We start from the raw sequence: 23,942 nt of genomic DNA on the forward strand, positions 1-23,942 counted from the left end.
GCCATGGCCTACATGGAGCTGATGGGCTCGACGCTGTCGTCACTGGTGGCGGCTGGCCAGGCCGGCCGTACCAGCCTCGACGGCATGCTGGGCCCGCTGAATGGGGCCGTCCGTGACATGACGGGCGCCGCCTCAGAGCTGGAAAGCCTGCCGATTGTTGGCCCGATGGTTGGCGAAAAGCTGCAGCGCACCATGCGGCAGATCAACGCGGCCCAGTCCGCAGTGGGGCAGGTGGCGGCGAAGTACAACAAGGCCGTTTCGGCGGCCTCCCAGGTGGAGCAGCGCCTGGGCACGCTCAAGGAGCAGGCGGCCAAGGCAGGGGCGGCGATCAACCGCATGGCCGGGAAGCTCAGCCCAAGCCTGGGCAACATCTTCCCGAGCAGTGTGCTCGGCACCGACATGACGCCGGCGGCCGAGGCGGTGAAGCCGTTCCCGCATCTGCTGATCATCCAGCCGCAAGACCCGAAGCTCAAGCCCTACTACTTCAACCTGGACACGGCCGCGTTTGACGAGCTGACGCGCAAGACCGCGTTCCGCTGGGCCGGGCAGGAGCGCCTGACGCGTGAGATTGCGCAGCAGGCGGTGGGGCAGGGTGAGGACAAGCTGACGATCAAGGGGGCGATCTTCCCGCTGTTCCGGGGCGGTATCGGCCAGCTGAACGAATTGCGCAGCATCGGCCGGCGCCTGCAGCCCCTGACCCTGACCACGGGTTACGGCGAGGTGCTGGGTACCTGGTGTCTATTGAGCGTGGACGAGGAGCAAGGGGCGCTGCTGCCCGGCGGCATCCCGCGCAAGCAGGGCTTTAACCTGGAGTTTGTCGCCTATGGCAATGACATGCAGAACGTCTGAGGGCGACCTGCTCGACAGCCTGTGCCACGCCTACTACGGCACCCTGGTGGGTACCGTCGAGGCGGTGCTACAGGCCAATCAGGGCCTGGCCGAGGAGGCGCAGCCGTATCGCGCCGGCGTGCTGATCTACCTGCCCGACCTGACAGTGGCCGAAACCGAGCAAGTCACCTTGTGGGATTGATCCCGCGTTACGCGTAACGAGCCCCGCCCTGTGCGGGGTTTTTCTTTTCTGGAGTAGCCCATGAAGCCCGTTTTTCAAATCGTCGCGGATGGCAAGGACATTACCGCGCTGATCAATGACCGCCTGTTGCTGCTGCGCACCTCGGACAAGCCCGGCATGGAGTCGGACGAATTCGAGCTGCGCATTGACGACCGCGCCCAGGCCGTCACGCTGCCCTCGCGCGGGGCCAAGATCGAGGTCTTTCTAGGCTACGGCGCGCAGGCCATGGTGCGTCTGGGTAGTTACACCGTGGACGAGGTCGAGGTGACTGGCCCGCCGGATACCATCACCTTGCGCGGCAAGGCCAGCGACATGCGCGGCAGTGGCAAGACCACCCGCAGCGGCAGCTGGGAGGACGTGGCGCTGGCCAAGATCGTCAGCGACGTTGCTGCCCGCAATGGCTGGGAGCCGGGCTGTACGGTGCAAACCAAGGTGCCACGCGTCGACCAGCGCAACGAATCCGACTTCAATTTCATCACGCGCCTGGCCAAGCAATACGACTGCACCGCCAAGGTGGCCAGCGGCAAGCTGGTGGTCCTACCGCGCCAGGGCGGGCAGAGCGCGAGCGGCAAGGCAATCAGTACCGTCACCATCAACCGCGCCGATGCGAGCCGCTATTCGTTCCGCCTAGGCGACCGCAGCACGCAGAAGGCGGTGAAGACCCAGCACCAGGACAAGGCCACCGGCAAGTTGAACGTGGTGGAGCTGGGCAACGACGACGCCCCCGCCGGCCTGCCGGGCGTGCACACCGACCGCCATATCTACCCCAACAAGAGCGCCGCCGAGCAGGCCGCCAAGGCGCGGCTGGCCGCGTTCAACCGCAGCACCGCCGCCGTGCGCCTGGAAATGGTCGGGCGTACCGACCTATTTGCCGAACGGACCATCAGCGCCCAGGGCTTTAAGAACGGGCTCGATGGCGAGTACCTGGTGGAGAGCGTCGAGCAGGTGTTTACCGCTTCGGGCTGGACCACCACCGTCGAATGCAATGGCGGCAAGAAGGGCAAGGCCACCGCCAAAGGCATGAAGAAAAAAGAAACCCAACCATTGCGCACGGTGGATGTTTCCCCGGCGTGACCCTTACGGAGATAAGCAATGTCGATCACCGAAAAACAGCTGCAGCAAATCCTCCCCAACGCCGGCCGCCAAGCCGGCGTTTTTGTTCCCGGCCTCAACGCCACCATGGGCAAGTTCGCCATTATCACTCGCCTGCGTATGGCTGCGTTCCTGGCCCAGATAGGGCATGAGTCGGGCCAGCTGCAGTACGTGCGTGAACTCGGCAATGACAGGTACCTATCGAGGTATGACACCGGGCGTCTGGCCCAACGTCTGGGTAACACGCCTGACGCCGATGGGGATGGCAAGCTCTTTCGAGGGCGTGGCCTCATACAGGTAACAGGCCGTTTCAACTACGAAGCCTGCAGCAAGGCTCTGTTCGGTGACAGCCGTCTGCTCAATACACCGGAGCTGCTCGAGCATCCAATCTATGCATCGATGTCGGCCGGCTGGTTTTGGCAGAAGGAGGGGCTGAACAGCCTGGCCGACAAGGGCGACATGCTGGCCATCACGAAGCGGATCAACGGCGGTACAAACGGCCTGGATGATCGCATGGCCATCTACAAGCGAGCCCTTGAGGTGCTGCAGTGACCGCCTGGGGAGGTCGCCTGATCGCCCTGGCGACCTTGGCGCTCGCTTGTGCCATCGGTGCCCGGGCAGCGTGGGTATGGCAGGTGAACGCCTATGGGAAGCAGCTCGCCGAGCAGGCTGACGACTACCGCAACCAACTGGCGGAGAAGGATCGCCTGCACAGCCGTGAACGTGAGGAGGCCGCTGCAGCTGCGCTCAACCAACTGGCAGAGCAGCAGGATGCGCGCCGCGTCCTGAAGGCTCGCCTGCAGGAACAGAACAGAACGTACTGGAAGGATATGAACGATGCTCAACAAGCTCAGGCTCGTCTGCGTGACCGGCTTGCTACCGCTGATCTGCGGCTGTCAGTCCTTGTCGATGCTGGAGCCCTTGCCGCCCAGGGTTGTGACAGTGGGGTGCGAGAAGCCACCAGCACCGGAGGCGTGGTACATGGAACCGTACGCGCCCAACTTGACCGAGCGCATGCTCAACAAATTGTCGCCATCACCGACGAAGGCGACCGGGGACTGATCGCGCTTCGGGCCTGCCAAGCTTACGTGAGGGAAATCACAAAATGAATCGAGAGGAGCGGCTGAAAAAGGCTCGCAACCATGCGATGCTTGCCGCTCTGAACAATACGTTCGCGAAACAGACGTACAAACAGTTATAATCCGATATTTGTGATGCCGCCATTCTAGAAGATTAAATTGTTTGTCTATCAGTCTCCTGCCCCGTTTCTCGATAACGAGCTGTTATCGATCGCTGGGAGATAAAGTCGTATGGTTGTTCCTCGGCCTAGCGTGCTCTCAGCCCGAATAGCACCATTGCTCTGTTTAGCGAATCCGTATGCTTGGCTGAGACCTAGCCCAGTGCCTTTGCCGAAGGGCTTGGTTGTAAAAAACGGCTCGAATATCCGTGAGATCACCTTAGAATCGATACCTTCACCATTGTCGTTAACTTCAAAACAAACGAACTTTCCGTGCAGATCCTCCACTGCATCGTTTAGCTCCACTGTCTTCACTGACGCGCGAATCAGCCCCCCGCTGTGAACAACATCCCGGGCATTAATTAGTAAATTGAGAAGCACCATTTCCAGCTGCGTGGCATCCACTTCGATACTTGGCAGATGAGATTCGACGTCCTCTTCCAGAGTGATCCCGGAAGGTAGCCCATGCCTAAACATGCCTAATGCGGACGCCAACAGCTTTTCGGGGCGATGTGCTGAGAGAGTCATCTGCCGATGGCGTGCAAAGCCAAGAAGCTGCTGAGTCATTTCGGTACCCCGCTGGCCTGTCTCGAGTATGAGTCCCAGCATACGCTTTACTCGGGCCTGATCTTTACTAGCCATAGCCAAGTTTGCAGCATTGACGATGATAGCTAATAGATTGTTGAAATCGTGAGCTAGCCCGCCTGAGAGCTGACCAAGCGCTTCCAGTTTCTGGGCCTGGAAAAGCTGGGCGCGGACGGAGTCGAGCTGCAGCGCTGCCTCGCGCCGATCGGTAATATCGCGGGTGACTTTCGCGAGCCCGATTATTTGTCCTTGTTCATCACGGATTACATCAAGCGCTGCCAAAGCCCAAAACTGGGACCCATCCTTTCGTAAACGCCAGCCCTCATCTTGTGCTACACCGTGCTCCAAAGCTTGATCGAGCAAGCGATCAGGTCGTCCCTCGGCTCTGTCCTGCGGCGTAAAAAAAAGGGAAAAATGGCGGCCGATCACTTCTGAGGCTTTGTAGCCTTTGATCCGCTCAGCACCGGGATTCCACGACACGATCTGGCCAGAAGGGTCCAGCATGTAAATCGCGTAATCTACGACTGATTGGACCAATTGTTCATAGCGGCTGGCAGGCATAGATGATGGTTCGTCTGTAACAACTGGATTCATACATCCTCACGCATGTCGGTAGAGCCAGGAATATTCAGCCTCAGATCTCGCCAGCTTACTTCAGGTCAAAGCCGATTATACTGGAATTCATGCTATCTATGGTCTCGGAAATCTTGTACAAAAAATCGTCTTCGTATAACTTTTTCCGGTTGCGATCCTACCCTGTTGGGCTATAGTGTTATGTTAGACTAGGAAGCTGTAATTTACGTCTGAATATGAGATTGCGTTGTCCAGTGAGATTAAGGATAAATCTCTTGTTGCGTTTCGCTTGATATGCAGGCGCAGTAGATAGAATCTTTATTTCGGGGGGCAAATGAAAACTCCTTTGATTTATCAAAATGATCTGGTTAAGTTGCGTTTGATGGATGCTCTCGAAGCGATTAGAGCTCATCGAGATGCAAGGGCTGGCGGGGCGCCTAGTGAAGAAATTGAACGACTTCGCCGGTTAGCAGATTCGTTATATAATGCCGTCTTAGACTGCCAGCTCTTAGTTGCGGAAAGCCAGAAGGAAAATTTAGACTATCAGTTCTTGATTGCTGAGAGTCCACAAGAAAAAAACTAGCACCAGTATTTACTGGGGCAACGATAGATCCTGTCCGGTTCGCTGTGATTATGCTGAGGGCTTCAGTGAATTATGTTTTAAAGCCAAGGAGTTCGGCCATGTTACGACTTAGTGAGTCTATCGTGCATGGCTTAGAGATGAAGCGAGCATTGTCGGGAAGCGCTTCGGAAGACAAGGTGGTATGGCCTGAGATGATGATAACTGGGAGCAAAGGATAGTGCGACCAGATAACGTTAGCCAGTTCTAAGCCGTCTATCTGCCCTGGCATCTGCACCCACTCGACTACCTGTTTATGTCTAAGCTATTGATGCAACACCCAGCCGTTATGAGACTAGGGGCAGCGGGGCGCTTGCGGAAATACACGAGGCTCAGTACCAGGGGTTCGGAACACCGATTGCGCTCGGTAGCTGAAACATCGGGGGAGAACCCGCATCCGTTAAACGAGCCGCAGTTCGGCTGGATAAGGATAGCGGCATAGTTCACCGGACTGGTGGAGGTGTTTTCAATTCCATCACATACTTACAACATCCAGCATTTTGGTGAGGTGCTTATGACCTGTCCTGTTTGTGGTGGAGATGCTGTGGTGCGCCGAATTGGTACTGGAGGCCTGCACATATATTGCAAGCGGTGTGGTGGCTTTTTCAGAATTAGCAGCACGCTTGAGGCTCTTATGAAGGGGAGGAATATAAATACCCCTGCTGCGCAGCGAGTTTTGTCTCAGCGTCGTGAAGCCCTTAAGACAGCAGGAATTGATGATGACGGCCCTAAGGACTTGGAACCAACGCTCTATGGAGGTGATTGTTCTACAGTGCTGATTCCTGTTTGATGAGTCTACAGCCGGGGTTTCACCTCAATCATCACAAGGCCGATGTGACGGGTGAATTAGTGGTCATGAACCGGCGTCCATTCTCGTTAGGCGGTTTTGTTCTAAATGATAGCTACATAGTGGCTGAAATCGTCAGCTTAGAAGCGCTCACGGCAATTGGTGTACGTGTCAAAAAATCTTCTGTGGTTGGCTAGGGCTGAGTCATCCCAGGTCCCCGTTAGGCTTGTGGCTTTCTCGACTTTGCATTCAAGAGGAGCGCCTCCACCTAACGTTGGTGATGCCATAGCGCTCCGCTAGGGGCCGGCTAACTTTCTTGATCTTCTTGTCACCGCCAAAGCGCGGAATAATACCCACCCCGGCATCGCAGCTGGCCCAATGCCAAGCCTCTTCGTTAGTCATTTTGGGATGCCGAATCATAAACGAGCGCGCCGTATTGTGCAGTGAGTACTCGATGACGTAGATCGGATCTGACATGCTTGAGTCCTAGGTGCATGGGTTGAACTACGTCCTAGATTGCTGCAAAAATGCTTGGATTGCCATGTCCCTGTGAAAACCGGTCTAATCTTCAAGAACCGTTTCGTTCCATCTCGGCGACGAATAAAATTGACTGGAGGGAATAATGGGCATGTGGCGGCGAGGTGATGTGTTTTGGCGCTGGGCAGACCCGAAGCTTCACCATAGGACGCACGATGAAATCCTAGAGAACGGATGTGCTATTGATGTTCAGGTGCGGTTGTCGCGTACCGGTGACACCCAGATTTTTATTGGTATCTACGCCCGCGAAGGACAATGTTTGCATGAGGAGAGCCACGATCGGCTGCCCGGAAAAACTATGAGCCGGGCCTTGGTATGGGGCGTGACCAAGGCTCGGGAGATGGTTCCCGTGCTCGGTGTGGGCGCCCCTCTACCATTGGCGGACGTGACCGCCGCGCCGAAGACGCAGCCAAACCGCGTCGGCGAGGCGTGAGTAAACGCATCAACCACAGTAGAGGACCTAAAAGCCCAAGCGCAACACGCCGCTGATATCCAACACCTGCGAACCCAGTGGCCACAGGTGTTGGCAAATATACCCCCCCGTGCCAAGCCGCTCTTTGGAGCGCCTGCTGATCAACCTGATGGAAAACCCCACTAATGCGCGATCGTTCGAAAGTGGCCTCGCCATAGGCTACACCTTCGCCGCCCAGCAATCGTTAGCAATCCTAATGATGCTCGATATAGACAGTGGTGACAGGCACCTGTCGACCCCAAGCAGATATTGGGAGTGTTTGAGCGGAATTACAATTTAAAACATTCGGTCGTTTGACATCACGAACCGGTTAGACGAATGTGGGGATTGAACTGGATGTCAGCTATTGCAGGCATTTCATATCCTTTGAATTATAAATCCGTCAATACAGTGATAAATTCATGGCTAACCTGACCTATCGTCCTGCCCACCCGGATGACGCCTCCCTGTGTATCAAAATCCGAGGGTTGACGCGAGAAAATGCATTCTCATCAGAGGAACTGCATGCGCTAGGCATTACCACCGAATCTTGGAGCACTGGCATCCGAGACGGCAGTTGCCCTGGCTTCGTAGCGTGTGAAGATGGCCGGATGATTGGCTACTGCTTTGGAGATCGGGATACCGGCGAGATCGTTGTTCTAGCCCTTCTTCCTTCGTACGAGGGGCTGGGAATCGGCAAAACGCTGCTTACGATGATGGTGGATCAACTCAAAAATCAAGGGCTTCCTCGCGTGTTCTTGGCTTGTTCCAGCGATCCGAACGTTAGGTCTTATGGATTCTATCGACATCTGGGGTGGAGCCCAACAGGGGAAAGGGATGACTCTGGAGATGACATTCTCGAACTAAAATTAAGTAATTGAATGATATCGATAGTTCTAAGATTAAACGGAGTGCGGAGCCTAGGCTTGGAATTCCCACCAGGCTTGCATGAGCGACCGCTATATTGGATCGCTAACGGGCTTCTCCTTAAGCACTGCTTACAAGTCTGCTGGGAAATTAAGCTAGGCTACTGTAAACCGAAGGCAGCGCTCAAATATCGGTGAGAAATCAGTGCGCTGCAGATTGCGCTGGGCAGGTGAAGCTGCTTTTCTGGCTCATCCCCGCAAGCGTTCGATCTCTGTCAAGATGGCTTCCTCGCGGGTATTCAATGCTATTAGAGCAGCCGTGACATTATCGTGGACATGGATAGAGCCACGTTAACCCAGAGCGAAAGCTCTTCTAGGGCTGCTCTGGTAGCAGCTTGGTTCAGTATTAGCAGCTCCATTAGTGTCTGCAGAGATAGCGGCTTGCTCGTCCATGCAGGTCTCGTGGGCCGGTTGCAAGGGCTCAGGCGAGGATAGCCTGTATTAGGGACTGCAGCGGCTTGTCGAGCGTGTCGGAATCACTTTCTCAGGTGAGCTTGGCTTACGCCCCTTTGGGCTTGCAGTCGCTGGAGCGTCAGCGAATGGTACAAAAATGGTACTAGCGCTTTCTGTGCGGGCTAACTGGCGCGCAATTTGGGCCTTTCAGGAAGAATGTGCCCAATCCATCATGGGTGCAACGCTGAAGCGACGGGAAGGCTCAGGGCGCGTGTTTGCTGGGTTAGAGCCTGGGTTTGTGGTCATATCGTTCAACGTGTCTTGTACCAAATTCAGCAGTTTCGAAGGTGTTTGTAGCAATCCGGTTGCGCGCCCTGGCAAAAGTCGACGGCAAGTGCTCGGTGACAGCCAGGGCAGGCAGCTAGTTTACCAAGAGAGCCGGGCATCCGTCTGGACTCGATCTATGCGCGGCCCTGCAGCCTTCTCCCAGATTAGCCACCAGCCAACTTACTTGAGCGGCACGTAGATATCCGTTTGCCATTGCTCCAGCGGCGTTTCCGGATACACGCTCAAGTAGTGAAAGAACAACGGATGATCCCGCAGTTCCTCGTCGCTCGAAGGCAGCCAGTCCCGATAAAGCGGATAGATGGTTTCGCCAATGTAGTCAGGCGAGCCGGTATGCCGGATCACGGCGCAGCGGCCCGCCGGGATGAAGCGTTCGTGCACGCCGAAATCGTTGGGCTGCACGGCTTCGCATATCTCGCCACACACGGCGAAGCGAAAGGCGTGCGCCGGGGTGGTGTCGGGGTTGTCGTAGGGGATGCCGAAGGTTCGGCAGCTGGCCACCGGTGACTGGCCGCTTTGAATGCGCCATTGGCGAAAACGCGCGACGCTTTCACTGACCAGGCCGGGCGCCCCTTGATGTTCGAGCGCGGCCACATGGGTTTTGGCGAAATCCACGATGCGGATCTGCATGGTGATACTCCTTGAAAGATGAGGAACAACGAAAACCGCACTCCAGGCCTGCCAGTTCGGGGCCTTGGCGAATACGCTCGGCGCCACGCCAAAAGCACGCTTGAAAGCCCTGGAAAAGGCTTCGGGGCTTTCGAAGCCGGCGCCGAAAGCTGCTTCCAGTACGGAGATGGCAGGCGAGGCGACCAGTTGGTGCGCCGCGCGTCGAAGCCTCATCAGTTGCACATACCGTGAAACCGGAACGCCCATGTATGCCGTGAACTGCCGATGGAAATGAAATGCCGAGAAGTGCGCGACGCGGCTCAGGGCATTTACCGACAGGTCACCTTCGAGGTGGCTGTTGATGTAGGCAAGCACGGCTTCGAACCGTTTCGCGTAGGTCGCTTTGTGCTGTGAATCAGTCAACGAACGGAATCTCCGGGAGGTGCGGTGAGCGCTAGCATCCGTTGTTCAGCCATGCAGGCGCCTAGCCGGGATTGCTGTATCGGGGATTGTCTTGACCGTGCCGTGGATGGCACCGGTGCTTTCGGTGTTCGCAGGGGAGGGCAGCAGGGTGAATGCGGTCGCTGGCCTTTCGTGCAAGGGGAAGCACCAGCGTAACCGGCCTGGCATGATCGGTCGACTGGGCGAAGCGGGTCGTTCACGCTGATCAATGAACTCCGAGCCTCGCCAGCGCACTCCGCCGCCCACTTTCAACTGCGGCAGTGCCGGCAGGCGGGAGCTGGTGAGGCAGCACCAGGCCTGCATAAAACCACTGGAGTAAATCAATCTGATTTACAATTGCGTCCCTTTTGCCGAGGCTGACGTTTCGTGGATGCCCTGTCGCTTGTCTTTGAGCACCTGACCGAGTGGGTAATTACGCCCGTTACCGACCAGTTTCTCGGCATTTTCAATATGAACGGCCGTTTCGGGGCCTTGTTCTTTTGCATCTCCTATGGCGCAGCCTACGGCCTGTTCCGTTTCAGGAAGCGGCGCGGCCTGAGCGACGCCCAGTCGTTCTGGCAATTCATCGGCGGCGCCCGGGTACATCTGCATCCCTCGGCGCTGCTGGACTACCGCTACTACTTCGTGCGGGGCATCCTCAAGGTTGCACTGGTGCTGCCCGTCGTCCATCTGGTCGACCCTTACATCCTGCGCTCCGGCGATTACCTGGCCTTTTTCAGCAACCTCTGGGGCGCGCGCCCGCGCCTGGGCGAGAACCTTGCACTGTCCCTGCTCTACGGGTTGGGGGTGTTCCTGCTCAAGGACTTCATCCATTACTGGGCGCACCGGGCCTTTCACTCCCGCTGGCTCTGGGCCTTTCACAAGGTCCATCATTCGGCGCCCGTGCTGGTGCCGGCGACAGCGAGCCGGGTGCATTTCGTGGAAAAGATCGTCGAGAAACTGAGCACCGGCATTGGCATCGGCTTCTACGCCGGATGCTTCGGGTACCTCTGCGGCGGTGAAGTCAGCCGCTACACCCTGTTCGGCGTGACCTACCTGGTGTTCATCTTCAACAGCCTGGCGGCCAACCTGCGGCATAGCCATGTCTGGCTGTCGTTCGGCCCGCAGCTGGAACACGTGTTGAACAGCCCGGCCCAGCACCAGATCCATCACAGTGACGCCCCGCGCCATTTCAACCGGAACTTCGGCACCAACCTGTCCCTCTGGGACTGGATGTTCGGCACGCTCTATGTCACTACATCAACGCCCGAAAGCATCCGCTTCGGCACCGGTGAGCAGGACCACCAGCGTTACCTGACGGTCTATAGCCTGATCGTCACGCCCTTTGTCGAAACCGGCCGTAAGGTCCTGATGAAATGCCAGCGCAAGGCTGTGCTCGGCGCGTCCGGCAGGGCAGGCCGTTAGCTGATCCCGTGTTTGTTGCGAACGACTGACCGCTCAGGCGGGGAACTGGGCTATCCAGTGCCTGGCAATCTCTTCGCGCCGGCAGACCCACACCTCGTTGTGGCCCTGCACGTAATCGAGAAAGCGCGCCAGCGCCATCGCCCGACCAGGATGGCCGCTGATCCGTCCATGCAGGCCAACGCTCATCATCTTCGGGTGGTGCGCGCCCTCCTGCCACAACAGGTCGAAAGCATCCTTCAGCAGCCGGAAGAAGTCTTCACCGCAGGCGAAACCATTGGGCAGCAGATAGCGGGCGTCGTTGTTGACCAGTGTGTACGGAACCACCAGGTGGGCGGGCGAGCCTGGGAGCCAATAGGGCAGATCATCGTTGTAGGCATCCGAGCTATAGAGAAACCCACCTTCCTCACGCAACAGGCGGCGGGTGTTCTGGCTGACCCTTCCTGTATACCAACCTACGGGGCGTTTACCGCAGACCTGCTCGATCACCTCGATGGTGAGGCGGATATGGCGCCGCTCCTGGTCTTCAGGCATGTCGCGATAGTCCAGCCAACGGTAGCCATGCCCGGCAATCTCATGCCCGGCAGCGCAGAGCGCATGGCCAACCGCCGGGGTCAGTTCCAGTGCTCGGCCAACGGCAAAGGCGGTCAGCGGCAGGCCCCTGGCGCCGAACAGCTCCAGAATGCGCCACACACCTGCACGCGATCCGTATTCGTACATGCCCTCGACGCTCAGGTCCGGTTCCCCCACACGCGGCGGGCGGCCGGGTAGCTCATGAAGCCAGGCCTCCGACTGTGCGTCGCCATTGAGCATGCATGACTCCGCACCCTCTTCGATGTTGAGTACGAACTGGACCGCGACGCGCGCCCCACCGGGCCATCGCGGGTGGGGTGGGTTGCCGCCATAACCGATCAGGTTGCGAGCGGACATCAGCCCAGCTCGAAGGTCGTGACGGCGAACACACGTTCGTGTGCGATCGCCGGAGGAGGGCCGAGGTACATGCGTGCGCAGCCGAAAACCTCGATCATGCCCTGTTGGCGCACAAGCGCCATCGCTGCGGGGTTGTTTTCTGGTGCATCCAGGAATAGCGGGCAACCTTGCGCAAATTCTGCCAGGTGTGCGTAGAGGGCATTGGCTGCCAGGGCGTCATCGGCGAACAGGGGGCCGATCTTGTAGCCTTCCCGGCAGCGCCTTGCCACGCCATAGCCGCTAAGCCTGCCCTCGCGGCGGCAACCCACGGCGAGTGCATCGGCCTGGGCTATCCACCCGCTCAGGAAGGCTGCGCGCGGGGCAGGGAAGCAGGTGCGGTCGTAATCGACCACCTCATCGAACGGGAAGGTGGCCAACGGAACGATGTCCTGGTTGTCTACCTGCGAAGGCGCCGGGCGTTCGGTGGCCTTGGCACGAAAACGCATGTTGCGATGGGAGAAGACGAACCCACCCTTGGCGTAGTAGTCCTGCATTGCGAACACGCCGTCCATGCCAATGCTCGCGCCTGGGCGCAGGCGGGCGAGGAGTCGCTCGCGGCGTGCGTGCCAGAGGGTATTGCCCAGGCCTTGACCGCGATACTCAGGCCGGACGATGAAAAAGCCCATGAAACCGAATTCGCCGTTGTAGGAAGTGATGGCACCGCCACCGATCAATTCACCGCCCCAGGACGCTGCAATGAAGGCGGCAGGGTCCGTGGCCCAGAACAGCTCGGCATCGTGAACGCCGGGATTCCAACCCTCACGGGCAGCCCAATCGACGAGCTCGTCCAGTTCGGGACGGGTCATGTTGCGTATGACCAGCTGATTCGACACCGCGAAGTTCTCCCAGTCGCTAACAGGGCGGATGGCTCATCGCCACTCGGAACCCTTTGGGTATAGCTTTAACGCGAGTATTGATCGAGGCCGTTACGACGCCTGCAGGGCATGTTCATCGCGATAGATCTGAGTAGTTTCGTCATTCGTCCGATGCGGGCGACCTTTCGGTTTGGCAGGTGATCAGAAGTCGTAAAGCTGGGCGGGGTTGTCGCGCAAGATCAGGGTCTGGGTTTGCTCCTTTGGTGCCCAGCGCATCAGCAGGTCAAGGATCTGCGCGTCGTCGGGTTTCTGCTCGGCGGCAAGCGTCGGGTGCGGCCAGTCGCTACCCCATAGCATGCGATCAGGGCGATGGCTGATCAGTGCGCTGGCGACTCGGCCGACGTCCTCGAACAGCGGTGCTCCGATTTTCGAGCGAAGATAAGGTGCCGACAGCTTGATCCATGCCCGGTCGGTGTCCAGCAACCGCACCAGTGCGGCGAAAGCCGGCGACTTCAGCGCGTCTGGCTGCGGCACATGGCCCATGTGGTCGATAACGATCTTGCCTGGCAAGGCCAGCAAGCGCGGGGCAACCTCGGGCAGCAGCGGCCCGGGAGCGACCTGTACGTTCCAGCCCAGTTCGCCGACCCGCGCGGCCAGGCTTTCTAGCCCATCGAGCACCTGGCTGCCAACGCTCAGGTTGAAGCGGATACCACGCACTCCTGCCTGGTGCAGTTCGGCAAGCTCTGCGTCGGTAATCGCATTGGACACAACCGCCACACCCCGGGCATCGCCGCGGCTGCGCAACAAGCCATCGAGCATCACCCGGTTATCGGTGCCGTAGGTCGATGGCGTGACGATGACCATGCGGCGGATGCCCAGGCGCTGCTGCAGTTTGCGGTAATCCTCCAGCGAGGCATCCGCCGGCAGCAGGGTAGCTCCGGGTGCGGCCGGGATACGGCTGTCGTAGAGGTGCATGTGGCAGTCGATGCTGCCTGCGGGCGGCGTCAGGCGCGGGTGCGCATCGCCCTTGCTGAAGGGCACGTCGGCCATGGCGCCCATGGAGGCGACAGCACCCAGTGCACCGGTGGCCTGCAAGAATTGACGACGAGACAACGTCATGGATATTCCTCGTTTATTGTTGTTGTGAAATGACGATGCCCACGTTCCTGAGGCAGGAAAGCGGGCATCGAAGTACGGCTTTTGCGGCTTATTTCGCGCTGAGGGCGCTGGCTGCCTCAGCTTGCTCGCGCTGGCGCTTGCGGCCAATCACCAGTACCGCGAGCCCGGCCACGGTGCACAGCGCGGCCAGCGGCATCAGCGCCAAGGAGTAGCTGCCGGTGGCATCGTGAATGGCGCCATAGGCATTGACCATGATGCCTCCGCCAATCAGGTTGGCCATGGCGCCCACGGCTGCCAGCCCCGCAGCAGCAGTCGAGGAAGACAGCCAACCCGACACCAGCGCCCAGAACGGCCCTTTCATCGAGTAGGCGCCCACCAGGACCATGGTCAGCATCACTACCGTTGCCGGCAGGGACGAGGTGAACAAGGTCATCAGCAGGCCTGCTGCAATCAGCAGCATGGTCATTGCGGTGTGCCAGCGACGCTCGCCGGTACGGTCGGAACTGCGGCCCCAGATGATCATCAGCACCGAGGCGATGCCGTAAGGGATGGCGTTCACCAGGCCGATTTCCATGGCGCTGAGGCCAAAGGTTTTCAGCAACTGCGGGGCCCACACGCTCATGGTGCTGCCAGCGGCAGAAGCGCCCGAGTAGATCAGTGCCAGCACCCAGATGTCTTTGTGGCGCAGCAGCTTCCACAGCGAGATATGGCCGATGGCGGTCTTTTTCGAGGCTTCATCAGCCAGGCGCTTGGTGAGCCAGCCGCGTTGCTCGTCACTCAGCCACTTGGCCTGCTCGGGGCGGTCGGTAAGCACGAACAGGCAGGCGATGCCCAGCAGTACGGCTGGAATGCCTTCGAGAATGAACAGCCAATGCCAGCCACGCATGCCCATCCAGCCATCCAGGTTCAGCAGCAGGCCCGACAGTGGCGAACCAATGAAGTTGGCGGCAGGGATCGCCACCATGAACAGCGCCACCATGCGCGCGCGGTAGGCAGACGGCAGCCAGTAGGTGAGGTACAGCAGCACGCCCGGGAAGAAACCGGCCTCGGCAGCACCCAGCAGAAAGCGCATCACGTACAGTGAATTGGCACCCTGAACAAACGCCGTGCCTGCCGAGATCAGGCCCCAGGTGATCATGATGCGGGCTATCCAGATGCGTGCCCCGTAGCGTTGCATGGCCAGGTTGCTGGGCACTTCGACCAGGAAGTAGGCAAAGAAGAACAGGCTGCTGGCGAAGCCGAACACCTTGGCCGTGAGCTGCAGGTCCTCGTTCATCTGCAGGGAAGCCATGCCGATATTGCCGCGATCGATGATCGCGATCAGGTAGCAGACGATCAGAAAGGGCAGCAGTCGCCAGGCGATACGGCGCATGGTGCTGCGTTCGAGTTCATCCGGCAGCGATGTTGCTGAAGTCATGGTGCTCTCCAATTGTTTTTTTTCTGGAGTGACGCGTGTGAACGTGCCCCGCTCACGAGAGGCACGCGAGGGGTGCGATCAGCTGGCGAAGAGGTGGCGGTTGACCACGCAACGCGGGTCCAGAGCATTGCCCGCCCACACATCGAGAACCTGCTTCAGCGCTACCAGGCCTACCCGTTCGCGGGCCTCGGTGGTGTTGGCGCCGACATGCGGCGTGGCGACCAGTGTCGGCAGGCCCCACAGCGGGCTGTCGGCAGGTGGCGGCTCGGGGCTGAAGGTATCCAGGCCGGCACCGGCGATGCGGCGTTCGCTGAGCGCTTTTACCAGGGCGTTGGTGTCGATCAGCTCACCACGGGCAGTGTTGATCAGGATGGCGCCTGGGCGCATGCGCTCGAGCTGGGCAGCGCCAATCAGGTTGTGGTTGGTCTCGGTCAGCGGGCAGTGCAGGCTGATGATATCGCTTTCAGCCAGCAGGCGATCGAAATCCTCTTCGCGCTCGACGTGCGGGCGCTCCGGCAGTTGCTTGAGGTAGGGGTCGAACACCTTGACCTTCATGCGCAGTGGCGCCACCAGGTCCATGAGGATGCTGCCGATCGAGCCCAGACCGATAAGCCCCAGGGTTTTGCCCGACAGCTCCATGCCGTTGGCCGAGGATTTGTCCCAATGCCCGTCACGCATGCGCGCATCCAGCAGTGCGGTTTGACGTGCCACGCTGAACATCAGGGCGAAGGCCAGCTCGGCCACCGACTGGGCATTGGCGCCCAGGGCGATCGATACCGGGATGCTGCGGTCGGCGGCGGCCTGGAGATCGATGGTGTTGTAGCCCACGCCGTGCTTGGCGATCACTTTCAGATTGGCTGAAGCGTCGATCATGGCGCGGGTCAGTTTGCCCTGGCGGACCACGATGGCATCGGGCTGTTCAGCGCGAATGATCGCTTCCAGTTCTTCGGCGGGCAGGTAGGGCGTAGTGGGGACGACTCTGACGCCCTGTTCGGCGGCAAGGTTCATGGCCTCGGCAGCAAGCTCAGGGCCGGTCAGCAGAATGGTACGGGACATCGTGGATACCTTGTTCTTGTCTGGGAGCGGTTCGGGCGCAGTCTGCCGCTCATCTGCGGCAATGGGATAAACCCTATCATAATGAAACGCTGTTGCAAGAAAATTAAGATGCTCGTCGATAGCAAGCAAAAATAGCCGACAAAAATCGATTGCCACGACTTTAATGAAATGACATTCTAAAAACAGATTCGGCAGTGGCCGATGACATCGAATAACACCAAGAGAGGTATGTCACATGAGCATTGGCTTCCAAGTGCTTGAGCGCGCACGTAAAGTCGGTGATGAGTGGGTTGCACGTTATCGTGAGGTTCCGGTTGCCAACGTCAGCGATTCGATGAACCGGATGACTGCAGGTGGTGCCCGCCTGCGCCCCATGCATCGCGAAGGTGTGCTGTGTGGCCCGGCCTTGACAGTCAAGGCGCGCCCAGGTGACAACCTCATGCTGCATTACGCGATCGATATCGCTCAGCCTGGCGATGTGATCGTGGTCGATGCCGGTGGCGATCTGACCAACGCCCTGATCGGTGAAATGATGGTGGCCTACGCGGTCAAGCGTGGCTTGGCCGGTATCGTCATCAACGGCGCCATTCGCGATGCAGCCAACATCGGTGCGGGTGACTTCCCGTTGTTCGCTGCTGGCGTTTCGCACCGTGGCCCATACAAGGACGGCCCGGGCGAGATCAACGTGCCGATTGCCATTGATGGTATGGTGATCGAGCCAGGCGACCTGGTGATCGGTGATGACGATGGCCTGCTGTGCGTGCCTTACGACCACGTCGCCGAGGTCTATGCTCGCGCCACCGCCAAGCACACTGCCGAAACCGCACAGATGGAACACATTGCCCAAGGCACCAACGACCGTTCCTGGGTCCTGGAGTCCTTGAAGAAGAAAGGCTGCCTGCTGCCAGGCTGATCCAGCATGCGCTGCGCACCTTGCGATGGGGTGTGCAGCGGCTGTTGGGTCGGTGTCGGTCGCGGGTTCTATTGAGGATTCGCAGACTTGTCCGATTCATCGTCACCGCATCGCAAGCGTTGGCCCGCCGCCGTGCGGGCGCTCGCTCATCGCAACTTTCAGATCTATTTCGCAGGCCAGGGTGTTTCCACTCTGGGCAAGTGGGTTCAGCAGGTTGCATTGGCCTGGCTGGCCTATCATCTGACCGGTTCTGCCGTACTGCTGGGGCTGATCACCTTCCTTTCGCTCGCGCCGCAATTGCTCATCGGCCCGTTGGCAGGAGCGTGGATCGATCGGCATGACAAACGCCGGTTGCTGATCATCGTGCAGCTTATCCTGATCGCGCAGTCGCTCGTGCTGGCGCTTGCAACCTGGCGCAACTGGATCGATGGTCCGTTCATTGCTGCCATGGCATTGCTGCTTGGCTTGCTCAATGCCTTGGAAACTCCTCTGCGCCAAGCGCTGATCGGCAGTTTTGTCGACGACCCGGCCGACCTGCCGAACGCGCTGGTGCTCAATGCCATGTTGATCAATGCCGCACGGTTCGTCGGCCCGCCATTGGCCGGTGGGCTCATTGCCCTGGCCGGCGAGGCGGCCTGCTTCGCCCTTACTGCCGTGGCTTTCATGGCCTTGCTGGGTGGCTTGCTGAAAGTGCGCGGTACTGCCGGCCCAAAGGCCAGTGGCTCAACCGCGCAAGTGTTTCGCGAAGGGGTGTTGTATCTGTGGCAAACGCGCAACGTTCGCCAGTTGCTGGTCAACGTGATCATGGTCAACTTGTTGGCATCCTGCTACGCGGCACTGCTGCCGATCCTGGCCAGGGCCGTGTTCGCTGGCGATGCGCGAGTGCTTGGATGGTTGTGGGGGGCGGCAGGCGCGGGCGCGTTCGTGGCCACGCTGGTGCTGGCGGTTGGCGGTGCAATGCCTCGCCTGCGGCAGTTCACCGATGCTGGAGCACTGCTATGCGCGGTTGCGCTGATCGGTTTGTGGATGGCGGGTGCGCTGCCACTGGCGTTGCTGGCGCTGGGCGTTCTGGGTTTCGGCATCACCCTGAGCAATGTCAGTACCAACATGCAGCTGCAAAGTGGCGCACCCAGCCATTTGCGTGGCCGGGTGATCGCTTTCTATATTGCCATGCGCTTCGGCTTCGAAGCTTTGGGCGGCATGGCGGCGGGGCTGATCGCGGCCCGCTGGGGAGCGCCGGCGACCTTGGGGGTCGCCGGAGGGTTCCTGGTGATCGGGCTGTTGGGTCAATACGGCATGCGTCGTCGCAGCTGAGCGGTCAGATTGTCTGGCCTTGGCCGTGAGGCGTCTGCTGCTTGGCGGGGTCGCCCAGCCAAAGCATCAGGCAGGTGCCGACCAGCAGGATCGATGCAACGGCAAAGAACGGCATGCTGAAGCTATGAGTGGCGTCCTTGATCAGGCCGATCAGGAACGGGCCTGTGAAGCCGCCCAGGTTGCCGATCGAGACGATCATCGCCAGGCCGCCAGCGGCGGCGCGACCGGTCAGGAAGGTCGAAGGTATCGCCCAGAACGTGGCCTGGAATGACAGGATGCTCGCCACCGCCACGCACAGGCTGGCGATCTTCAACACCGGCTGGTCAAGCAGGGCGGCGGCCACCAGGGCCACGGCGGCCAAGGCCAATGCACTGACCACATAGGGCAGGCGGTGACGGCTACGGTTGGCCAGCCGTGCCCACATCGTCATCGCCAGTGCCCCGAGCAGGTAGGGCAGGGCGACCACCAGGCCCACCACACCGCTATCGATGCCCAGGCCTTTGATGATCTGTGGCAGCCACATGCCTATGCCAATCGAGCCGACGATGCAGCAAAAGTTGATGGCCGCCAGGGTGAACACCTTGGGGTTGGTCAAAGCTGCGCGCAGCGTATTGCCATGAGATGCACCGATGGCCTGTTGTTCTTGGGACAGGCGCTGGTCAAGCCAGGCTTTCTCTCGCGGGTTGAGCCATTTTGCCTTGGCCGGTGTATCGACCAGCACGAAGAGGCAAGCGATGCCAAGCAGCACGGCCGGCATCGACTCGGTGACCAGCAGCAGTTGCCAGTTCTTCAGGCCCAAGACGCCGTGCTGTTCCATCAGCCAGCCGGACAGGGGCGAGCCGACGATGTTGGCCGCAGGAATGCCCAGCAGGAAGGCGGCAGTGGCTTTCGCCCGCCATTTGCCGGGGAACCAGTAGGTGAAGTACAGGTATACGCCGGGCGTGAAGCCCGCTTCGGCAAGCCCAAGCAAAAAGCGCGCAATGCTGAAACTGATTGGCCCGGTGGCGAACGCGGTGGCCATGGAGATCAGCCCCCAGGTGATCATGATGCGCGCAATCCACACCCGTGCGCCGAAGCGCTGCATTAGCAGGTTGCTGGGGATCTCGAACATGAAGTAGCCGAAGAAGAACAGGCCGGCCGCCCAGCCGAACATCGTCGCGGTAAGGCCCAGGTCCTGGTTCATGCTGATGGCGGCGAAGCCGACATTGGTGCGGTCGAGGTAGCTGATCACGTAGCAGATGAAGATGAACGGCACCAGGCGCCACAGCACGCGGCGCATCAGGCGTTCGCCCTCGGCGTCGCTGAGCGGCGCCTGGGCAGCGGGGGTTTCGTGGGTCATGTCGTCACTCTTTTGTAATTGTTGTGTGCCCTGACAGGGGGCTGGTTCAGCTGTGGGAATACATTGGCAGCCCAGGCGCAGTGGTGCGCACCTGCAGAATGCTGCCGGTTTCGGATTCGGTGATGAACAGGGTTTGCCCGTCATTGCCGCCGAAGGCCAGGTTGGTGTTGCTGATGCCTGCGCAGGAGACGATGCGCTGCAATGGCTCAGCGACTTTCGACAGCTTCCATACCGAGCCGAAACCGGTATGGGCGATGTACAGGTTGCTCTGCGCATCGAGGGCCAGGCCGTCGGGCCCGCCCAGGCCACCATGCAGCTGGGCGAAAACGCCCACCTTGCCGATGATCGAGCCGTTGCCCAACGGGATGCGCCAGATCTGTTGCGCGCGTGTCACTGCCACCAGCAGATGATTGAGGTGCGGGTCGTAGACGATGCCATTGGGGCTGGGGATGGTGCCAAGCAGGCAAGTCAGGTTGCCGCTGGCGTCGAGCTTGTACACGCGACCGCTGGCATCCTGCAGCCCGGTCTGGCCTTGGTCTGTGAAATACAGGTCACCGTTGGGTGCAAACACCAGGTCGTTGACGCCTTTGAAGCCTTCCGAACCAGCTGAGTCCAGCAGTGCTTCGATAGCACCGGTATCTGGGTCGAGCAGCATGATCCCGCGCTTGTAGTCGGTGATGAAGATGCGTCCGTCCTGGTGAATCTTCAGGCCGTTCGGCCAGCCATCGTACTGACACACCAGTTCCCATTCGCCCTGCGGCGAGATGCGGAAAATTCGCCCGTTGGGAATGTCGGTCACGTAAAGCCGGCCTTGACGATCGAATGACGGGCCTTCGAGGAACGAGTCGATGGCGCGGCCCTGGCGGTTGGCATTGGCCCAGGCGGTCGGGCGCGGGTCGCGGAAGCGGTCGGGCAGGCGGGTGAATACCGTGGTCTCCACGGTCGGCGGGGCAGCAAAGAAGCTCATGGGTGCTCCTGTAGGGCCGGGGACGCCTGGGCGTCCGATTGTTGTTTTGATGTATTTAATGCAATGGCGTTGCAAAAATAAAACAAAATCGGCCGAATGGTGAAGCTGTTTTTGCGGTGATTCCTGTTTTTAGGGTTTTCTGGCGCTGCCTGTTGACGGGGCTGCGATAATCTGCCTCCATATAAAGAAATGCCGTTTCAAAATAATAACAATGATCCTTTGGAGTCTCTTGCTTGAAATCCCTACCTTCCATCTGCCGCATTGCCTTGGCAGCAGGCGGCAGCGTCATAGGCTTGTCTGCCCAGGCCGACCTGATCGGTGACAGCCACGCGAACTTGTCGATGCGCAATTTCTACTTCAACAGCGATAACCGCGACGGCACGGCGCAGCCCTCCAGAACCGAGGAGTGGGCGCAAGGCTTTCTGCTCGACCTGCGCTCCGGTTATACCGACGGTGTGGTTGGTTTCGGCGTGGACGCCACGGCCATGCTGGGCCTTACGCTGGACAGCGGCAGAGGGCGGCATCAGGGCGGTAGCATGATTCCTTCCGATGGCGATGGCGCAGCTGACCGCTGGAGCAGCGCCGGTGCCACCGCCAAGATGAAGATGAGCCAGACCGAGCTGCGCGTGGGGCAGCTGATGCCCAGGTTGCCGATACTGGTGGCCTCTGATGGCCGGTTGCTGCCGCAAACCTTCCAGGGCGTGCAATTGCAGTCCAGTGACATCGATAACCTCACGCTCATCGGCGGGGCGCTGAACCGCGCCAGGGGCCGGGCTTCGACCGACCTTACCGGCATGGCCGTAAACGGCGGCACTCAGGAGAGTGACCGTTTCAACTTTGTCGGTGCCGACTACCGCGCCACCAAAACGCTGCTGCTGCAGTATTACGCCGGGCAACTCGAAGACTACTATCTGCAGCAGTTCACCGGCCTCAATCACACCCTGGCGTTGACCGATGACAGCTCGTTGACCACTGACCTGCGCTATTTCCGAACCCGTGCGGACGGTGCCAACGGCAGTAGCTCAGGGCGTAGCCAGGGCTATACCGTTGGTGGATACACCAAAGGTAGCGACGGGGAAATCGACAACGACCTGTGGACTGCGGCGTTCACCTATCGTTTGCGGGGCCACTCGCTGACCCTGGGTTATCAGCGTGTTTCCGACGATAGCAACTTCGTGCAGATCAACCAGGGATCGATCGACAAGGGGGCTGGTGGCAGCAGCCTGTATCTGTGGACGGACAAGATGCTGCTCAGCTTCACGCGCGCTGGTGAGCGTACCGGGTTTGCCCAGTACGGCTATGACTTTGCTGCCAACGGCATACCTGGGCTGAAGGCTTCGGTGATCTATTTGAAAGGCGACCACATCCAGGCAGCCGCAGGCGCCGAACAGTCGGAGTGGGAGCGAGACTTCTCGCTGGACTACGTGATCCAGGGCGGCACGTTCAAAGGGCTTGGCGTGGCCTGGCGCAACGGCAAATCGCACAGCGAGGCAGCGCGCAATGGTGACCAGAACCGCCTGATCATCAACTACACCCTGCCGCTGTTCTGAGCATCGGCCAGCGCAGCGAACAGGGCCGCATCGGCTGTAAGGTTCGCTGATTGCCAGGTCTGCGAATATTTGCCCCATACGATAGCGATCAACCTCTAGCCAGCAGGCGCAGATATATTGCCCTGCTGGCTTTTTTACCTTGCACGCACAGCGCATGCTACGTTGGCGGTGGCCGACCGTTGTCGGATAATGAGGTTTTTCCGCCCTTGCGTACAATCGAGGGCTTCGATCCTGTGAGGTTTTGCAAATGGTGAAAGCGCGGCCGCGTCCAGCGGTAAATGGTGTGGCATCGGCAGACCGTGTTTTGACCGTGCTGACCGCGTTTCAGATAGGCGACTCTGCGCTGAGCCTGGTTCAGCTGGTTGAACGTACCGGCCTCATCAAAAGCACGATCATGCGCTTGATGGTGTCCCTGGAAAACCATGGCTTCATCACGCGCATGGCTGACGGGCGTTATCAGCTAGCCAGTGAAGTCATGCGCTTGAACACGGTCTATCAAGAGGCACTGGACCTCGAAAGGCATGTGATGCCACGTTTGCACGATTTGGCTGAAAAGTCGGGTGAGACCGCCTCCTTCTATGTGCGCCACGGTGCATATCGGATGTGCCAGTACCGTGTTAACTCTTCCCATCGACTTCGCCTCAATCTTCAACCCGGCGACATGCGGCCGATGGATGAAGCGGCGGGGGCTCAGGCGTTGCGCGCGCCGTATCACATCGGTATTGCATTGCAAAAACCCTACTACTCGAAGGGAGCCACCGACCCGCATGCCGCTTCAATGGCGCTGCCCATCTACGGAGCGCAGCAGGAACTGATGGGAGCTCTTGTCATTTCAGGACCAGCAAGCCGTTTGACTGAGGAATATGCCGAAAGCCTCAAGCTCATGTTCTTCGAGGCGGCACGTGATCTGATGCGAAGCCTGGGCTTCAAGCCTGCGTCATTGGAGGCCGAACCGGTCCAGTAAGCGCGCCTCATGGGCCCGGCTTGCGGTGTCTTTGTCGAGCAGCCTGGCTGATTGAGGCGGCCAGGCACTGATTGACAAAGCCGTGCAGCGTTAAGCCGCGCGCAGTCATTTGTAGGAGCAGCCTTGTGCTGCGAAGAGGCCGGTACTGGCAATCCATATCTGTTGCCCGTATCGGCCTCTTCGCAGCACAAGGCTGCTCCTACAAACGATGCGCCAGGCGAGCGATCGTTGTTCTCTGCGCGGCAGCGCAGCCCAAAGGGGTGGGCCGTCTCCTGCAAGAGCAGCCAGTATAAGCATGGAAAACAACCCGCGTCGGTTTCAGGACGCGCCTGGTCGTTCGCACGCAACCCCCCGGCGCCACAAGTGCCATGCTTGCAGGATGCCTCGGACCAGTGCGCGCAGACGTACGGCCGCAGGCAAGGAGGCCGCTGGC

23 protein-coding genes are annotated in these 23,942 nt (G+C 59.5%); 13 read left to right on the forward strand and 10 right to left on the reverse strand.

Going from position 1 to position 23,942, the window contains the following annotated elements:
* Positions 1 to 3 precede the first annotated feature (3 nt).
* Genes E5221_RS09985 through E5221_RS10005 form a run of 5 tightly spaced genes read left to right on the forward strand, consistent with a single transcriptional unit; the run spans position 4 to position 3,270 of the window.
* Complete coding sequence (locus tag E5221_RS09985; protein ID WP_196183541.1) at positions 4 to 849, forward strand: phage tail protein; 846 nt, start codon at positions 4 to 6, stop codon at positions 847 to 849.
* Positions 824 to 1,030, forward strand: coding sequence for a tail protein X (locus E5221_RS09990; RefSeq protein WP_181381590.1), 207 nt, complete (start codon positions 824 to 826; stop codon positions 1,028 to 1,030). Before E5221_RS09985 ends, E5221_RS09990 begins: the two co-directional genes overlap by 26 nt.
* A 60-nt stretch (positions 1,031 to 1,090) precedes the next feature.
* A complete protein-coding gene (locus tag E5221_RS09995; protein ID WP_196183540.1) occupies positions 1,091 to 2,143 on the forward strand; it encodes a contractile injection system protein, VgrG/Pvc8 family in 1,053 nt (350 codons plus the stop codon).
* An 18-nt stretch (positions 2,144 to 2,161) separates the two neighbouring features.
* Positions 2,162 to 2,713, forward strand: coding sequence for a glycoside hydrolase family 19 protein (locus tag E5221_RS10000; protein WP_196183539.1), 552 nt, complete (start codon positions 2,162 to 2,164; stop codon positions 2,711 to 2,713).
* Complete coding sequence (locus E5221_RS10005; protein WP_196183538.1) at positions 2,710 to 3,270, forward strand: lysis system i-spanin subunit Rz; 561 nt, start codon at positions 2,710 to 2,712, stop codon at positions 3,268 to 3,270. The genes E5221_RS10000 and E5221_RS10005 overlap by 4 nt, the downstream gene beginning before the upstream one ends.
* A 140-nt stretch (positions 3,271 to 3,410) precedes the next feature.
* Here E5221_RS10005 and E5221_RS10010 read toward each other — a convergent pair whose 3' ends face one another.
* Complete coding sequence (locus tag E5221_RS10010; protein WP_230385889.1) at positions 3,411 to 4,577, reverse strand: PAS domain S-box protein; 1,167 nt, start codon at positions 4,575 to 4,577, stop codon at positions 3,411 to 3,413.
* A gap of 313 nt (positions 4,578 to 4,890) precedes the next feature.
* Here E5221_RS10010 and E5221_RS10015 point away from each other — a divergent pair, with 313 nt between their 5' ends.
* Positions 4,891 to 5,139 carry a hypothetical protein gene (locus E5221_RS10015; RefSeq protein WP_196183537.1) on the forward strand — a complete coding sequence of 83 codons (249 nt, stop codon included), beginning with the start codon at positions 4,891 to 4,893 and terminating at the stop codon, positions 5,137 to 5,139.
* 1,072 nt (positions 5,140 to 6,211) lie between these two features.
* On the opposite strand, the gene E5221_RS10020 is transcribed toward E5221_RS10015, so the two are convergent.
* Positions 6,212 to 6,439 (reverse strand): DUF6555 family protein, encoded by a 228-nt coding sequence (locus E5221_RS10020; RefSeq protein ID WP_196183536.1) that lies wholly within the window; start codon positions 6,437 to 6,439, stop codon positions 6,212 to 6,214.
* A gap of 151 nt (positions 6,440 to 6,590) precedes the next feature.
* Here E5221_RS10020 and E5221_RS10025 point away from each other — a divergent pair, with 151 nt between their 5' ends.
* Positions 6,591 to 6,932 (forward strand): hypothetical protein, encoded by a 342-nt coding sequence (locus E5221_RS10025; protein ID WP_196183542.1) that lies wholly within the window; start codon positions 6,591 to 6,593, stop codon positions 6,930 to 6,932.
* A 440-nt stretch (positions 6,933 to 7,372) separates the two neighbouring features.
* Positions 7,373 to 7,831 carry a GNAT family N-acetyltransferase gene (locus E5221_RS10030; RefSeq protein WP_196183535.1) on the forward strand — a complete coding sequence of 153 codons (459 nt, stop codon included), beginning with the start codon at positions 7,373 to 7,375 and terminating at the stop codon, positions 7,829 to 7,831.
* 945 nt (positions 7,832 to 8,776) lie between these two features.
* Here E5221_RS10030 and E5221_RS10035 read toward each other — a convergent pair.
* Positions 8,777 to 9,646: an AraC family transcriptional regulator gene (locus tag E5221_RS10035; protein WP_247847275.1), complete on the reverse strand. Its 870-nt coding sequence runs from the start codon at positions 9,644 to 9,646 to the stop codon at positions 8,777 to 8,779.
* A 405-nt stretch (positions 9,647 to 10,051) separates the two neighbouring features.
* Between E5221_RS10035 and E5221_RS10040 the strand changes: the two genes are divergently transcribed.
* On the forward strand, positions 10,052 to 11,089 hold the full coding sequence (locus E5221_RS10040; RefSeq protein WP_247847277.1) for a sterol desaturase family protein: 1,038 nt from the start codon (positions 10,052 to 10,054) through the stop codon (positions 11,087 to 11,089).
* Between the two features lie 33 nt (positions 11,090 to 11,122).
* Here the strand turns inward: E5221_RS10040 and puuE are convergent, their stop codons facing one another.
* The 5 genes from puuE to E5221_RS10065 form a co-directional block, all read right to left on the reverse strand.
* Positions 11,123 to 12,016, reverse strand: coding sequence for an allantoinase PuuE (puuE, locus tag E5221_RS10045; RefSeq protein ID WP_247847279.1), 894 nt, complete (start codon positions 12,014 to 12,016; stop codon positions 11,123 to 11,125).
* On the reverse strand, positions 12,016 to 12,888 hold the full coding sequence (locus tag E5221_RS10050) for a GNAT family N-acetyltransferase (protein WP_139657595.1): 873 nt from the start codon (positions 12,886 to 12,888) through the stop codon (positions 12,016 to 12,018). Before E5221_RS10050 ends, puuE begins: the two co-directional genes overlap by 1 nt.
* A 183-nt stretch (positions 12,889 to 13,071) precedes the next feature.
* Complete coding sequence (locus E5221_RS10055) at positions 13,072 to 13,989, reverse strand: amidohydrolase family protein (RefSeq protein ID WP_247847281.1); 918 nt, start codon at positions 13,987 to 13,989, stop codon at positions 13,072 to 13,074.
* 88 nt (positions 13,990 to 14,077) lie between these two features.
* On the reverse strand, positions 14,078 to 15,406 hold the full coding sequence (locus tag E5221_RS10060) for an MFS transporter (protein WP_013971792.1): 1,329 nt from the start codon (positions 15,404 to 15,406) through the stop codon (positions 14,078 to 14,080).
* Positions 15,407 to 15,484: 78 nt separating this feature from the next.
* Positions 15,485 to 16,462: a hydroxyacid dehydrogenase gene (locus E5221_RS10065; RefSeq protein ID WP_024086593.1), complete on the reverse strand. Its 978-nt coding sequence runs from the start codon at positions 16,460 to 16,462 to the stop codon at positions 15,485 to 15,487.
* Between the two features lie 235 nt (positions 16,463 to 16,697).
* Here E5221_RS10065 and E5221_RS10070 point away from each other — a divergent pair, with 235 nt between their 5' ends.
* Both E5221_RS10070 and E5221_RS10075 read left to right on the forward strand, forming a co-directional pair.
* Entirely contained in the window at positions 16,698 to 17,375 is a 678-nt protein-coding gene (locus E5221_RS10070; protein WP_013971794.1) for an RraA family protein, read from the forward strand.
* Positions 17,376 to 17,507: 132 nt separating this feature from the next.
* Positions 17,508 to 18,689, forward strand: coding sequence for an MFS transporter (locus E5221_RS10075; RefSeq protein ID WP_003256273.1), 1,182 nt, complete (start codon positions 17,508 to 17,510; stop codon positions 18,687 to 18,689).
* 4 nt (positions 18,690 to 18,693) lie between these two features.
* Here E5221_RS10075 and E5221_RS10080 read toward each other — a convergent pair whose 3' ends face one another.
* Both E5221_RS10080 and E5221_RS10085 read right to left on the reverse strand, forming a co-directional pair.
* The gene (locus tag E5221_RS10080) at positions 18,694 to 20,028 is read right to left on the reverse strand and encodes an MFS transporter (RefSeq protein WP_013971796.1); all 1,335 of its coding nucleotides are present in this window, start codon (positions 20,026 to 20,028) and stop codon (positions 18,694 to 18,696) included.
* A gap of 46 nt (positions 20,029 to 20,074) precedes the next feature.
* Positions 20,075 to 20,995: an SMP-30/gluconolactonase/LRE family protein gene (locus E5221_RS10085; protein ID WP_247847284.1), complete on the reverse strand. Its 921-nt coding sequence runs from the start codon at positions 20,993 to 20,995 to the stop codon at positions 20,075 to 20,077.
* A 233-nt stretch (positions 20,996 to 21,228) separates the two neighbouring features.
* On the opposite strand from E5221_RS10085, the gene E5221_RS10090 reads away from it, so the two are divergent.
* Positions 21,229 to 22,545, forward strand: a complete 1,317-nt coding sequence (locus E5221_RS10090; protein ID WP_182329991.1) for an OprD family porin — start codon at positions 21,229 to 21,231, stop codon at positions 22,543 to 22,545.
* A gap of 247 nt (positions 22,546 to 22,792) precedes the next feature.
* Complete coding sequence (locus E5221_RS10095; protein WP_123084557.1) at positions 22,793 to 23,509, forward strand: helix-turn-helix domain-containing protein; 717 nt, start codon at positions 22,793 to 22,795, stop codon at positions 23,507 to 23,509.
* Positions 23,510 to 23,942: the final 433 nt, after the last annotated feature.

Source organism: Pseudomonas sp. A2 (assembly GCF_023100865.1).
In the GTDB taxonomy this organism is placed as follows: Bacteria; Pseudomonadota; Gammaproteobacteria; order Pseudomonadales; family Pseudomonadaceae; genus Aquipseudomonas; species Aquipseudomonas asiatica.

Excerpts from the sequence above, each read along its gene's own strand:
- puuE (WP_247847279.1), bottom strand. The coding sequence starts at position 12,016 with ATGTCCGCTCGCAACCTGATCGGTTATGGCGGCAACCCACCCCACCCG.
- E5221_RS10015 (WP_196183537.1), top strand. The coding sequence starts at position 4,891 with ATGAAAACTCCTTTGATTTATCAAAATGATCTGGTTAAGTTGCGTTTG.
- E5221_RS10095 (WP_123084557.1), top strand. The coding sequence starts at position 22,793 with ATGGTGAAAGCGCGGCCGCGTCCAGCGGTAAATGGTGTGGCATCGGCA.
- E5221_RS09985 (WP_196183541.1), top strand. The coding sequence starts at position 4 with ATGGCCTACATGGAGCTGATGGGCTCGACGCTGTCGTCACTGGTGGCG.
- E5221_RS10055 (WP_247847281.1), bottom strand. The coding sequence starts at position 13,989 with ATGACGTTGTCTCGTCGTCAATTCTTGCAGGCCACCGGTGCACTGGGT.
- E5221_RS10085 (WP_247847284.1), bottom strand. The coding sequence starts at position 20,995 with ATGAGCTTCTTTGCTGCCCCGCCGACCGTGGAGACCACGGTATTCACC.
- E5221_RS10080 (WP_013971796.1), bottom strand. The coding sequence starts at position 20,028 with ATGACCCACGAAACCCCCGCTGCCCAGGCGCCGCTCAGCGACGCCGAG.
- E5221_RS10025 (WP_196183542.1), top strand. The coding sequence starts at position 6,591 with ATGTGGCGGCGAGGTGATGTGTTTTGGCGCTGGGCAGACCCGAAGCTT.
- E5221_RS10000 (WP_196183539.1), top strand. The coding sequence starts at position 2,162 with ATGTCGATCACCGAAAAACAGCTGCAGCAAATCCTCCCCAACGCCGGC.
- E5221_RS09995 (WP_196183540.1), top strand. The coding sequence starts at position 1,091 with ATGAAGCCCGTTTTTCAAATCGTCGCGGATGGCAAGGACATTACCGCG.
- E5221_RS10065 (WP_024086593.1), bottom strand. The coding sequence starts at position 16,462 with ATGTCCCGTACCATTCTGCTGACCGGCCCTGAGCTTGCTGCCGAGGCC.
- E5221_RS10070 (WP_013971794.1), top strand. The coding sequence starts at position 16,698 with ATGAGCATTGGCTTCCAAGTGCTTGAGCGCGCACGTAAAGTCGGTGAT.
- E5221_RS10060 (WP_013971792.1), bottom strand. The coding sequence starts at position 15,406 with ATGACTTCAGCAACATCGCTGCCGGATGAACTCGAACGCAGCACCATG.
- E5221_RS09990 (WP_181381590.1), top strand. The coding sequence starts at position 824 with ATGGCAATGACATGCAGAACGTCTGAGGGCGACCTGCTCGACAGCCTG.
- E5221_RS10010 (WP_230385889.1), bottom strand. The coding sequence starts at position 4,577 with ATGAATCCAGTTGTTACAGACGAACCATCATCTATGCCTGCCAGCCGC.
- E5221_RS10030 (WP_196183535.1), top strand. The coding sequence starts at position 7,373 with ATGGCTAACCTGACCTATCGTCCTGCCCACCCGGATGACGCCTCCCTG.
- E5221_RS10020 (WP_196183536.1), bottom strand. The coding sequence starts at position 6,439 with ATGTCAGATCCGATCTACGTCATCGAGTACTCACTGCACAATACGGCG.